The 14,048-nt window shown below is 37.8% G+C and carries 11 protein-coding genes; all 11 read right to left on the bottom strand.

Annotated features, from left to right (window positions below; genetic code table 11):
• Window positions 1-137: 137 nt before the first annotated feature.
• Complete coding sequence (gene cysN, locus BCU84_RS16555; RefSeq protein WP_102529182.1) at window positions 138-1,541, bottom strand: sulfate adenylyltransferase subunit CysN; 1,404 nt, start codon at window positions 1,539-1,541, stop codon at window positions 138-140.
• A 91-nt stretch (window positions 1,542-1,632) separates the two neighbouring features.
• Complete coding sequence (gene cysD / locus BCU84_RS16560) at window positions 1,633-2,538, bottom strand: sulfate adenylyltransferase subunit CysD (RefSeq protein ID WP_102529183.1); 906 nt, start codon at window positions 2,536-2,538, stop codon at window positions 1,633-1,635.
• Window positions 2,539-3,063: 525 nt separating this feature from the next.
• Window positions 3,064-4,572 (bottom strand): MBL fold metallo-hydrolase, encoded by a 1,509-nt coding sequence (locus BCU84_RS16565; protein ID WP_102529184.1) that lies wholly within the window; start codon window positions 4,570-4,572, stop codon window positions 3,064-3,066.
• 353 nt (window positions 4,573-4,925) lie between these two features.
• On the bottom strand, window positions 4,926-5,813 hold the full coding sequence (gene galU, locus BCU84_RS16570; RefSeq protein WP_102529185.1) for a UTP--glucose-1-phosphate uridylyltransferase GalU: 888 nt from the start codon (window positions 5,811-5,813) through the stop codon (window positions 4,926-4,928).
• Between the two features lie 44 nt (window positions 5,814-5,857).
• On the bottom strand, window positions 5,858-7,801 hold the full coding sequence (locus tag BCU84_RS16575) for a nucleoside-diphosphate sugar epimerase/dehydratase (protein WP_102529186.1): 1,944 nt from the start codon (window positions 7,799-7,801) through the stop codon (window positions 5,858-5,860).
• 311 nt (window positions 7,802-8,112) lie between these two features.
• Window positions 8,113-9,294 (bottom strand): DegT/DnrJ/EryC1/StrS aminotransferase family protein, encoded by a 1,182-nt coding sequence (locus BCU84_RS16580; RefSeq protein ID WP_102529187.1) that lies wholly within the window; start codon window positions 9,292-9,294, stop codon window positions 8,113-8,115.
• A gap of 38 nt (window positions 9,295-9,332) precedes the next feature.
• The gene (locus BCU84_RS16585; protein ID WP_102529188.1) at window positions 9,333-9,962 is read right to left on the bottom strand and encodes an acetyltransferase; all 630 of its coding nucleotides are present in this window, start codon (window positions 9,960-9,962) and stop codon (window positions 9,333-9,335) included.
• A complete protein-coding gene (locus BCU84_RS16590; RefSeq protein WP_102529189.1) occupies window positions 9,955-10,551 on the bottom strand; it encodes a sugar transferase in 597 nt (198 codons plus the stop codon). The genes BCU84_RS16585 and BCU84_RS16590 overlap by 8 nt, the downstream gene beginning before the upstream one ends.
• On the bottom strand, window positions 10,548-11,660 hold the full coding sequence (locus tag BCU84_RS16595) for a glycosyltransferase (RefSeq protein WP_157936235.1): 1,113 nt from the start codon (window positions 11,658-11,660) through the stop codon (window positions 10,548-10,550). The genes BCU84_RS16590 and BCU84_RS16595 overlap by 4 nt, the downstream gene beginning before the upstream one ends.
• A 20-nt stretch (window positions 11,661-11,680) precedes the next feature.
• Window positions 11,681-11,956: a hypothetical protein gene (locus BCU84_RS20870; protein WP_198589598.1), complete on the bottom strand. Its 276-nt coding sequence runs from the start codon at window positions 11,954-11,956 to the stop codon at window positions 11,681-11,683.
• A 296-nt stretch (window positions 11,957-12,252) separates the two neighbouring features.
• On the bottom strand, window positions 12,253-13,389 hold the full coding sequence (locus tag BCU84_RS16605) for a glycosyltransferase (protein WP_102529191.1): 1,137 nt from the start codon (window positions 13,387-13,389) through the stop codon (window positions 12,253-12,255).
• Window positions 13,390-14,048: the final 659 nt, after the last annotated feature.

Consider the following 14,048-nt stretch of genomic DNA (forward strand, 5'->3'; position numbering starts at 1 on the left):
CCGCTAGCTTTAAACGGTTAATTGCCTTAAGCATTAGTCACCTTAAACGTTATTTGGCTTCAAACATGAAACAAATCAACGTGCTCGCACTTACCAATCACATCCATGCGAGCACTTCTATACGATCACCCTACAAGCTAGCCAATCACTTTGGCACCCCAATGCGGAAAGTGCTTACGTACTAATGCATTGAACTCAACTTCAAACTCAGAGTATTGATGCTTTGAACTCACCTCGCCTTCAACCGCCGAGCGGATCATTGCAGCGCCCACTGTCACGTTAGTCAGCCTATCAATAATAATAAATGCGCCCGTTGAACGATTTTGGCTGTATGAGTCAAATTGCACTGGCGCTGTTAGGGTAAAATGACAGTTACCCATTTCATTGAGTGCCAGTTGTTGGGTACTTTCGGTAGCTAATGTATTAACATCAACTTTAAAGTTAAAAGCATCCACATAACCGTATACCGACTTGCTGCCCGCTTTGATTTCATACTCACGGTCTAGTTGAAGTGGCTCTTCAGCCATCCAAACAACATCAGCTTCAAGGTGATTAGATGAATGAGGTTGATCATGGGGCCTAACAAGCATGTCTCCACGGCCAACATCAATTTCATCCTCTAAGGTAAGCGTTACTGACATACCAGCTGAGGCTTTTTCTAAGTCACCATCAAAGGTCACAATCGATTTAATTTTGCTTTCTTTACCTGATGGTAGTGCAACTATGGTGTCACCTACCCGGATTTCACCTGACGCTACAGTGCCGCAAAAACCTCTAAAGTTCAGGTTTGGGCGGTTAACATATTGAACCTGAAAACGGAAAGATGCATTAGTATCTTCAGTAATAGATACCGTATTAAGCAACTTAAGTAACGTAGAACCTGGATACCATTTCATATTGTCACTTTCGTTGACGACGTTATCGCCTTTTAAAGCAGAAATAGGCACAAAACGGATATCATCAAAGGCTAAATCTTGGGCAAACTCACGGTAATCTTTTTTAATTTTTTGATAAACAGATTGGTCATAATCAACGGCATCCATTTTATTAATCGCGATAACAACGTGCTTAATGCCTAATTGTGAACAAATAAAACTGTGTCTGCGAGTTTGAACTTGAACCCCATGGCGAGCATCAATCAAAATAATCGCTAAATCGGAAGTCGATGCGCCGGTCGCCATATTACGGGTGTACTGCTCATGGCCTGGTGTATCAGCAATGATAAATTTACGTTGCTCAGTAGCAAAATAGCGATAAGCAACATCAATGGTGATCCCTTGCTCACGCTCAGACTGCAAACCGTCAACTAATAAGGCTAAATCAAAAGCTTCATCAGTGGTATTAAAGCGCTTTGAATCTTTCTCAATGGCCGCCATTTGATCTTCAAAAATCATTTTGCTATCAAACAATAAACGACCAATTAACGTAGATTTACCGTCATCAACACTGCCGCACGTTAATACTCTGAGCATGTCTTTATTTTCATGAACATTTAGATATGCTTCGATATCAGATGCGATTAACCTTGTGCTATCACTCATTACTTTTCCTTAGCTATCGCCGTACATGCTGCGCAGCTTAATCAATTCTTTAGGGTTAACTAGATGGATTAAAATAGATATATTTCTGTTATTAGAAATACCCTTCCATTTTTTTCTTCTCCATTGAGCCTGCTGAGTCATTATCAATAACGCGACCTTGTCGCTCAGATGTGGTGCATAACAACATCTCTTGAATAATTTCAGGTAGAGTTGTCGCTTCTGATTCCACTGCGCCCGTTAATGGGTAACAACCTAAAGTGCGAAAACGAACCATTTTTTGTTCTACCACTTCATTAGGTTCAATTGGCATACGCTCATCATCGACCATAATCAAGGTGCCATCGCGCTCTACCACAGGGCGAGGCTTTGACAAATATAGCGATGGGATTTCAATGCCTTCGAGGTAAATGTATTGCCAGATATCCAGCTCAGTCCAGTTTGAAAGCGGAAATACACGAATACTCTCGCCTTTATCAACCTTGCCGTTATAAATGTTCCAAAGTTCTGGTCGCTGGTTTTTGGGGTCCCAGCGATGCTTACTGTCGCGGAATGAATAAACACGCTCTTTAGCGCGAGACTTTTCTTCATCACGTCTTGCACCACCAAAAGCAGCGTCAAAGCCATGCTCATCTAGCGCTTGCTTAAGCCCTTCAGTCTTCATAATGTCGGTGTGTTTAGCACTACCGTGCGTAAAAGGGCCAACATTCATCGCCATTCCACGAGGGTTTTTATGCACAATTAAATCAAAACCATGTTTTTCGGCCATTTGATCACGAAAAGCGATCATTTCTTTAAATTTCCAGTTGGTGTCGACGTGCATCAACGGGAATGGAATTTTTCCTGGGTAAAAGGCTTTTCGAGCCAAATGAAGCAATACTGAGGAGTCTTTGCCCACTGAGTACAACATCACGGGATTATCAAATTCAGCGGCCACTTCACGCATGATTTGTATGGATTCTGCTTCAAGTTGCTTTAAATGAGTCAATTGTGTCGACATATCAGTTCCATTAAACCTTCAATAGTTCATATGAGAAAAAGAGACCCAAATGTCAGGGTCATCCCTTTAATAATTGTTAAGCTGAATTTACATATAATTATATTACCAGCATCATATAATAGTAAAAGTTATTAATGGCAAGTTTAGTATAATGAAAAGGAATATAAAGGAATGAAAGGTTTGCAAAGTAACTCGCCGCGGACAGCTTGTGCCTGTAAGTGGCACAAGCGAGGCAAAATGAAGGAGGAATTATTGATGATAAAAAAGGTGGGATGAAAAACAAGCTTGATTAACTTAAATAGTGACGCTAACTCAAACAGAAAAAGTATTTACATTATATCGACTATAGTATGCTGCATTGATGTCAAGTCACTGCTAACGCTATAACAAAATTAGATAAACCAACTATCCTAGAGAGTCAAAAAATTGAATGGCTCTAGCTTAAAAAGCTCGAATTTAAAAGGCACTAACTTAAAAGCTGTTAACTTGAAATCCAACCCCTTAGGAGTTGCAGTAAAAAGGCTGTTATTCTTTGCCTATAACAACCTCACAATCAGGTAATAATTGCTGGTATTTTTCAGCCAAGGCTAGTTTAGCTTCTTCATCACCATGAACAATGCGAATATGCTTAGGCTTGTGATGCATGCGTTTTACAAAATTAATTAAATTAGATTGGTCTGCATGGGCAGAGTAACCACTAATGGTATAAACCCCTGCTTTAATATTAATTCGATTATCATCGAGCACCACATATCCGCCTTTAGGGCCGTAAGTTTGAATATCGCGACCTGGAGTACCATGAGCTTGATAACCGACAAATAATACATCAGCTGTTGGCTCACCTAAAAAGCGCTGTAAGTAATTCATTATTCGCCCGCCACTACACATACCTGATGCCGCAATAACAATTGCAGGCTTGCTGCGATTACTCAGATAATTAATCACAGCTAGATGATCTTTATGGCTGTCAATGGTATATAGCTGCTTAAAATCTAAGGGGTGCCGGCCAGTGCTAACCACCTTTTTAGCCTCTTTGTCCCATAATTCCTGGAACTCAAGGTACTTCTCGGTGAATTTAGCTGCCATAGGCGAGTCAACAATTATATCAATTTGTTGCCACATCGCGTTATCTGAATTGCGATTAATAATTTGTTCAAATTCGTATAATAATTCTTGGGTGCGGCCAACACTAAATGCAGGTATTAACACTACGCCATTGTCCGCCACGCACTTAGTCACGATCTGCTTGAGCAGTTGAGTGCGGAGTTTACGGCCTTGATGGTTTTTATCTCCATAAGTGGACTCAATCACTAAGGTATTTGCACGATAAGGGCTACGGGGACTGGCTAATAAAGGGGTATGAGTTGCACCTAAATCACCAGAAAAAACGACTCTGTGTTTATCCTGACCTATCAAGTCAAACTCAACATACGCCGAACCTAAAATATGCCCTGCAGGTTTAAATTTAAGCTTAACAGAAGAGACATCACACTGAGATGGCACAGCGGTATTCTTGGCTGTGGGACTGGCGAAAACATTAGAATTTGCTTTAGAGTTAGAGCAATGTCTTCGACTTAAGTTAGCGTTAAGGGAAACGCTAGAGTGAGTATTAAGCTTAAGACTAACCCATTGATTATATTCAACAGGACGAATAAGAGCTCGCAGTTTTTTCAAAAACGTTTTAATTAAGTTTTTGTCACGGGTAACACCAACTTTAAGGGCATCTTCAATTACCAAAGGTAACAAAGCTGCGGTGGCAGTTGTTGCGTATATGGGTTTATTAAAGCCTGCAGCAATGAGATACGGTATGCGTCCCACATGATCAATGTGGCAATGAGTCACAATAAGCGCTTGCACAGCACTAATATCAAAATCAATCTGTAATTGCTGCGCCGAAGATTTACCAGCTGTTTCAGCCCCTTGAAACAAGCCGCAATCGATAAGATAACTTGAAACAACACCTGATTCATTCACATCTAATTGATGACATGAGCCAGTGACACCATTCACAGCGCCATGATGAAGTATCCGCATATAAAATCCATTTTATGATTTAGATACCACTAACTTAGCATACAAAATAAGTAACACAATTATAGTGTTCAAGAAATGACTAAGAGTTGTAAAATGGCAATGAGGTATAGGCCAATAGCATCATGGATAGGTATCAAGCTCTATCATTTAAATCTGTTAACCTCCTGCACTTTCCGCTAAAACGATTGCGGTGTATATAATTTAAAGCACAAAATTTTGAATTATAAGCACCTGAAATGAAAAATCCAATTGTACGCAAATGTTTAAAAGACTTTTATAAAAGCTTGAAAACAAAAAAGGCCTCAAGTTTTCACTTAAGGCCCAGTATTTGTAAATATTTATAGGTTAACTAGCTAAAAGGCATTGATCAAAGTATTAAGTTCAGCTTTAAAGTCTTTACCCAATTTTTTATCACGCAAACCGTATTCAACGAACGCCTTCATATAACCTAGCTTGTCACCACAATCGTGTGATTTACCAGTCATGTTAAACGCTTCAACAGTGTCTTGCTCAATGAGCATATCTATCGCATCTGTTAACTGAATTTCGTCACCTGCTCCAGCAGGAGTCTTAGCTAATAAATCCCAGATTTTTTCAGATAATACATAGCGACCAACCACGGCTAAGTTTGACGGCGCACTACCAACTGCCGGCTTCTCAACCATTGCTTTGATTTTAGCCGAGTCACCTGGCGCTATTTCATCACCATTACAATCTGCAATACCGTATTTGTTCACTTCATTATCTGGTACTGGCGCAACCATAATCTGACTAGCAAAACTGGTATGGTAACGTGCCATCATCGCAGCTAAATTTTCAGTTTTTTGGTTTGCTGTATATTCATCTAAAATAACATCAGGCAATACCACTGCAAAAGGTTCATTACCGATACAAGGTTTAGCACACAACACTGCATGCCCTAGGCCTTTAGCCTCACCTTGACGAACACTGATAACAGAAACGTCTTTAGGACAAATTGATTGTACTTCTTCTAACAGCTGACGTTTAACACGCTTTTCAAGCGTAGACTCAAGCTCGTAAGATTTATCGAAATGGTTTTCAATGGCATTTTTACTAGCATGAGTAACCAGTACAATTTCTTTAACACCAGCAGCAACACACTCATTAACGATATACTGAATAAGCGGCTTGTCTACGATAGGCAGCATTTCTTTTGGAATAGCTTTAGTTGCAGGTAGCATACGCGTTCCAAGCCCAGCAACAGGAATAACAACTTTCATATTTAATCCTTTAATTTAATGTCAAAAATCAACTGGAGCTATGCTTAACAATTGTCCCTAGCCTTTGCGAGCTTAACGATTTTTTGATCTAAAGATTTATTATTTTGCTGGTATAATAGATCACAAATACCATCTGTAGGAGTAAAGCCCGTAGGAGTTTGTAATAAGATTTTACGAATCAGTTCATGATCAAAATTATGACACGCTATATCCAACTGTTCTAAAATAGCAGAATATTCCTGCCAAGATAAACTCAGTTCATTCGCTGTCATGATACGTTCATGTTCTGTACCGGTAACATCATCACCTATAAGCAATTCTTCATAGAGTTTTTCACCTGGACGAAGACCTGTAAACTCAATAGAGATATCACCATCAGGATTAACTTCATCTTTAATTTCAAAACCACTTAAACGGATCATTTTACTGGCTAAATCGACAATTTTGACTGATTTACCCATATCGAGAACAAAGACGTCCCCACCTTTACCCATTGCCCCCGCTTGAATGACCAATTGTGAAGCTTCAGGTATTGTCATAAAGAAACGTGTAATATCAGGATGTGTAACTGTTACAGGGCCTCCATTATAAATCTGGCTTCTAAATAATGGCACTACTGAACCCGATGAGCCAAGCACATTACCAAACCTCACCATGCAAAAACGTGTTTGATGTTTTTCTTGAGCAAAAGCTTGCAATGTTAATTCAGCCATTCTTTTTGTCGTTCCCATAACGTTAGTAGGACGAACAGCTTTATCTGTTGAAATTAAGACAAACGTTTCAACATTCGACTCAATAGCCGCGCGTGCAGCATACAAAGTACCAAAAACATTGTTTCTAACGCCTTCAACAACGTTATGCTCAACTAATGGTACATGTTTATATGCAGCAGCATGGTAAACAGTTTGAACACCAAACGATTGCATCGTAGCCTTTAATCTATTTTCTCTTTGAACGGAACCTATAATGGGAAAGATATCAACATCGAGGTTCAGTGATTTTTTAATAGCAAGCAATTCCCGCTCAATTGCGTATAAGCCATACTCAGACAATTCGAACAAAACTAACTTTTTAGGAGACTGTTTTAAAATTTGACGACACAGCTCAGAACCAATTGAGCCACCCGCACCAGTTACCATAACCACTTTATCGGTAATATTAGCAGTTAATAAATCTTGTCTTGGCACGACAGCATCTCGTCCTAGCAAGTCATCAATTTCCACTTCTTTAATATCACTGTAAAGTTTATTACCACTAACCAAGTCTGCCATGGCTGGGATAGTTAGAACCTGTGTTGACAGAGACTCTAAACGATCAAGAATTTCTTTCCTTTTAACTCTAGTTGCACTCGGTATTGCCAGTAGCACTTTCGTTGCTGCTTTTTGCTTGATAAGTTTACGTATGATTGAAGGCGAATGAACATGAACACCTTGTATTACACTGCCATGCAGGGTTTCATCATCATCGACAAACGCAAAAGGATAATATTCGTGACTTAACACCAATGAATTCAGCAATTGACGACCACTAACCCCTGCACCATAAATGATCACAGGCTCGCCATTTCGTTTAACACCTGTACCAACGAATGAGCGCACTAAAGCCCGTGAACCGCCTATTAATAGCAATGTGAAGGTTGCGAAGATAATAGGGACTGTTCTGGGTATTTGCGCTCCAGTAAAATAAGAAACTAACACTAAACAAAGCGCTGACAATATTGCACCAAGGATGATCGCTTTAAGCGCTTGTATGCTCATATAGCGTAAAACAGCCCGATATAAACCCAGTTTCACAAAAAATAAAATACTTAAAGGCGTAATTGCTGCAAGTAAAATCCAATAAGCCTGATTAAATACCACACTAACGTCATCAAGTCTGACTAATAATGCAGCCCAAAATGCTAAGCAAACAAATAGTGAGTCTATGGCGACACTGACAATACGTTTTTGACCACGCTTTAAACTAAACAAGCAGTGCAAAAAATCCATTTATTGCTCCTTTTTAATAAATTTCATAGTGTGTTACATCTAATATAAGTAATGTCAGGCTATCGTCCATGAGAACAGTGCCAACATTATATTGTTTAATGAGACTGGTATTATAAATGACAGCGAGTTTATTTACGGCTTGTATATCAAAACTTGTGGGTCACCTCAAAGCTATACCCAATTATGAGTACAACAGAAGTGGAAGAGACAGTTTTTTGTTAAAACCTTAACAAGTGAGACGATATTTACTAGCGCCAGTGTAAGTAAATCAACACACTAACGCTACATTTCTAATAGATAGATAATCAAAATTAGAAAGGCTTTTGGGCAGACAATAAAACAGTGCGAATAACGTTACAGGTTTTATCTATCTCTGCTTTAGTCAATGTTGGATGAACTAAAAACATTAAACTGGTTTCCCCTAGCTCAACCGCATTTGGTAAGCGTATCTCAGGGCGCCATGGAGTATTATCAAAAGCTTTTTCTAAATACACCTCTGAGCAACTTCCTTGAAAAGCAGGAACACCAAGCGCCATAACTTCATCTACTATGCGGTCTCTCGACCAACCTTCGGCTAAGTTCTCAGGCTTAACAAACATATAATGCTTGTATTCAGCGTGTTTTATATAATCAGGCACTACAACAGTTCGGACTACATTAATATCAGCAACAGCGTTGTCTATCGCTTTTGCATTGGATTGACGTTTTGCAATCCAGTCTTGCATACGAGTTAACTGAATGCGGCCTATAGCGCCCTGCATTTCGGTCATACGCCAATTAGTGCCAAAACTTTCGTGCAGCCATCTAAACCCTGGAGGATGTTCACGATTATAAATAGCATCAAAACTTTTACCATGATCTTTATAAGACCACATTGTTGACCATAAGGCTTTATCATTAGTTGTGACCATGCCACCTTCACCACCCGTGGTCATAATTTTATCCTGGCAGAATGACCAAGCACCGATATGACCAATAGAACCAACACTTCGGCCTTTGTACTTTGCACCATGGGCTTGAGCACAGTCCTCAATTACATAAAAACCATGCTCTTTGCTTAATGCCATTATTTCGTCCATTTCAGCAGGCATACCCGCTAAATGTACAACAATCACTGCTTTTGTTTTTGGTGTAAGTACGGCTTTAATAGATTCAACAGTAATGGCTTGGCTATTTAAATCAACATCAGCAAATACAGGGGCTGCACCTGCAGTAACTATGCTTGAAGCAGACGCTAAAAAAGTACGTGGTGTGGTAATTACTTCATCACCGGCACCAACACCTAACGCTTTAAGTGCGATATCTAAAGCCAAAGTGCCATTACCTAGTGCTATGGCGTATTCACTATCAGCCCAAGTAGCAAATTCCTTTTCAAATTCGCGTCCTTCAGTACCTGTCCAGTAGTTAACTTTATTAGATAGAACAACGCGGCTTACGGCATCGGCCTCTTGTTGCGTAAAACTAGGCCAAGGAGAAAAAGGGGTATTTAACATGATGTTCCTATTAATTTTATATAGAAATAGAGTCTAATTTATTGCGGCACTGCGGGTGAGCCAAATGCAGTTACATTATTAGGTAAGTTTTTTACAACAGTACTACCTGCACCAATCATACAATTGTCACCAATTACTATTAATTGTTTAATTTGGGTACCAATACCAACCCAACTTTTACTACCAACAACAACCCCTCCCGCCAATGCAGTATTAGGGCATATGTGGGTAAAGTCACCAATAGCACAGTCGTGCTCAATAATAGCAGAAGTGTTAACAATGCAGCCAACGCCTATATTGGCAAATGCATTAATAATAGCACCAGCAAAAACAACACTTCCCTGTGCTATTACTGCATATTTACTTATCACTGCAGTTGGGTGAATTAAGGTAATGAGGTTAAAACTGCTTTGTTGTAACAACTGTATTTTTTGCTGGCGAATTTCGTTATTACCAATTGCTACAACTACGTTATTACTACACGTGGGGCTTTGATTTTTTAGCGTAATTAAATCAGCGCAAGTACCATGGATTGTCCAGTGTTCAATATAAGTTTTTTCAGGGTATGCATCGTCATAAAACTTAACAATAAAACCCAGCTGCTCAGCGAGATCAGCAATAACCTTACCGTGCCCACTAGCCCCAACTATAGCTAACTGTTTAGTCATCATTTGAGCCTTTAAACGGCTCAATGGTCACATGGCCATCAGCGCTAATGCCTTCGCGTACAAACACTTTTTTTACGGTAAGTAATAAAATTTTAATGTCGAGCAAAAAGCTTTGATTATCAACATACCACACATCCAGCTTAAACTTTTTCTCCCAGCTAATAGCATTACGGCCATTAACTTGTGCCCAGCCAGTTATACCTGGGCGCACATTATGTCGGCGTGCTTGCTCGTTGCTATATAACGGTAAATATTGCACAAGTAAAGGTCTAGGCCCTACTAAGCTCATATCACCCTTAAGTACATTAAATAAACCTGGCAGTTCGTCTAAACTAGTCGAACGTAAAAATGCACCAAACTTAGTCATACGTTCATCATCTGGCAGCAAATTCCCATGCTTATCTTTACCATCAAGCATGGTACGAAACTTCATCATTTTAAAAATTTTACCATTCAAACCTGGCCTATTTTGCGTAAACAAAATAGGCGAGCCCAATTTAAAACGAATAAATAAAGAAACAACTAATATTACAGGTAACACAGCAAGTAATACACATAGTGCAACTAAAAAATCAAAGAGCCGTTTCATTTAGAAAACTCCTTTTCATAAGCTTCCCAAACAATAGTAGATCTAAAGTTTTTCGTGGCCCAATCAAAGCTTTTAGAGTAATAATTTCTAAGCTCTTCTTTTGAACTAATATAATACTTTACTTCTTTCAATATTTGTTCTGTATCCTGAAAGGGAAATAGTTTTCCACTAACGCCGTCACACACACTATCCTTAATACCAACCACATCAAACCCGAAAGTGGGAACATTAAAACCAGCAGCTTCTAAAGCCACGTTACCAAACCCTTCTCTATGTGATAAAAATAAATGTAAATTAGCTAACTTGAAAAAGCATCTAACATCAGAAACTTGATCAAAATGGAAAAAATTATCACACTCTGAAAGCCTACTTACAATACTGGTAGCAACCTCGTCTTCTAAACGGCCAACTAGAATCAATTTAAACTCAGGTAAATGCTTTAAATTATTAAAAATCTTTTCAAGCTCAACAATACCTTTATCAATGCAAACACGACCAACACAAACAGTAACAAAATCACATTCTTTATAATTGATTTTGTTTTTAAGCTTCAATATCTCATCTAACTTTAATGGAGCGCTTACCCACTCTATATCTAAGCCGTTCGATGAGCCATGAAGTAAAACTTTAGACTTTGTCACGTTTACAATTTTTTCTTCAAGGAATTTTTGCTGAAGAGATTTAGAGATAAAAATAGACTTAGTACTAATCATTAAAGACAGTTTATCTAAAGACTCAAAAAATTTACGTTTTCTCCCTGAGTAATTTTCATAAATTCGCCCCCTAACAATCGCAATTCGTTTTTTTTGGAATGTTAAAAATGAACTTATAGAACCTAACAAAAGAGCCTTGGGGGTTGAGTAAACAACAATATCAAATCTGTTGATAGCAAAAAAAATGAAAAGCTTAAATAAACATAAAATGTCGCTTTTAATGTTAATCTGACGACTAAAAGGAAAATAGATATATTTCCCCACATTTCTGTTTTCTAGAACTGATCTTTGTTTATTATCGCCACCTGATATTAATGTTATTTGATATTCACCAGAATTAGAGAGGTATTCCAACTGCCCTTTCATTAAGTAGTTAAATGAGACCGCATCAGTCACGAGAATGCATATTTTTTTTTTCATATCTTAATATCATGCTTACTGTTAATTGTTGACGGATTATCGACCCTTGTCTTTATGTGCTTTGCAGGTACTCCAGCTTGGACACTATTATTAGGTGTAGATTTAGTAACCACACTATTTGCTGCAACTAAGTTACCTTTACCTACGGTTACATTGGCTGCAATCACAGAGTGGGCCGCAACCCATGTACCAAAGCCAATTTTAATTGGGCCAGGATGTGCCCCCCCACGCTTAACAGAACCACCTTTGAACCCATGATTGTTTGATGACATAACTACATATGGTGCCAAGACTACCTCACTTTCAAAAGTTATGCCTCCAATCGCATTTAGCCAGCAACCTTTCGCAATATAAACATCATCACCAAGGCGAAGCCGGTTAATCGCAAGAATGGTAACATCTCGCCCTAATGTTAAATTTCTAGGTCTCCCTGGTAGGAAAATAGAAACTAACAAACCCCTAAATCTAATGAATACCGATATGTCAGGTAGCCAGGACGTAAAGAGTTGAATTAACCAAATTGGGATGCCAAACCTGAATTGATATATTAATTCACGCAATAACCTAATCACTTGTACAATTCCCCCCAAAAGTCAACCTTTAACTTGCCCATTGATTTGCTTGAATACCGGTTTTTAACAAATTCCAAATTTCTCATAGCCATACTAAGCCTTTTATCTTTATCATTTGTTAATTCTTCAATTAACTTTGCTAATTTATTGGGTTCATTGGCAGGTACTAAATATTCACTTTCTAGTGCTTCCGGTATCCCCCCGACATTGGTACCAATACAAGGTAAACCAATGGCCATAGCTTCAAGAAGTGACCTAGGCATTCCTTCAGTGTGGGATGGTATTACAAAAAGGTCAGCTTTTTGAATTGTTTGGAAAAGTTTTTCTCTATCGACTATTGCACCAACAAAGTTCACATCTAAATCCAAGCCTTTCACAACATCCATTAGATATACTTTTTGGGAACCTTCTCCTACAATTATCAACTTAACCCTTGTATTTATAAGCGCTAAACTTTGTATTAGATCCCTATGTCCTTTTTCGCCTTCCAGCCGCCCTACAGAAATCAAAGTAAATACTTTATTTTGTTCAAAATTTAATTTTCTAGTTTTTATTTCATCTAAATTAAAACTTGAAAACACATAACTAGGCTTAGTAGATTCATAAATTCGCTTACAATCTACACTTACAAAACTATTCGCTTTGGAAGATAAGGCTTGCTTTTTAGCAAGAATATTTAAAAAAATGGCAAGTAATTTTATATGCGTACCTTTACCAGCAAACCCTGTTACTCCCTCATATATATTACCAGGGTATTCTCGAAGGTAATTCTTTCTAAATAAAATAATGAATAGCCATAAAACATTAGAAACATTCCCACTCCTTAATATAAAAAAATCCTTCGCTGTAACTAATATATATGCTTGTTTTACTAATGCAGGCAGTTTGTAAATAAAGCTTTTAACACCTAAATAATAAGGCATAGCAAGGACAGAAACATTAATACCATCAACTCGTTTAAACCCCTCATTTATATTATCTACTTCTAGTACTCTTGCGATCACTTCAACTTTATCAAAAAAACATAGATAGTCTTCCCAGTATGAATATGAAAACGCTAGCTTAGTATAAACATGGCCTTTATAAGAATAAAATCGGTGTTCTAAACTCACCCTAGCAATTTTATCGTTCATTCTTAAATACTCCTAGAAACTTATAACAAAAAAATATAAACGAAATACCATAACCAATACAAAAGCTTGCTATTGCACCATTTGAACCATAAAACTTAATTAAGAAAAAAGAGGATAATAGGCTAATTAGACCGCTAAAAATGGTGGTAAGACTTACGTATCTTGTTTGCTCGATCCGGATGAATACGGGTAACATTAATTTACTACCTAATGAGAAAACTCCCGCAAAAGACATATAGAAAATATAAATATACAGTTCACTGAATTCGTGACCGATTAAATTATAGTTAAAATAGAAAAAAAGTGAAACAGACGATAAAAGCAGTATATATGCGCTCGAAAACTGAAAGAAACGAGTAACTATGAGCTTTAAACTATTTCTATTAATCCCAGACTTTACGATTCGACTAATATAAATTTGAAAAACTGAGACGATTATTAGGCTAGCTATAACAATTTGCAGTGAAAGGTTATATACGCCTAGATCACTGGATTCTAAGTTATGATCCTGTGATAAAAAAAAAGGAGATGAAAAAATAATTAGTTGAGAGAATACTGTATCTAAATGCATCCATTTTGATTTACTTACTTTTGTGAAAAAATATTTTGAATCAAATGAAAATGAAGTCAAATAAACTCTGTAAACAATTAATACTTCT

Origin of the sequence: Shewanella sp. 10N.286.51.B7 (genome assembly GCF_002873615.1) — a bacterium.
Lineage (GTDB): Bacteria > Pseudomonadota > Gammaproteobacteria > Enterobacterales > Shewanellaceae > Shewanella > Shewanella electrodiphila.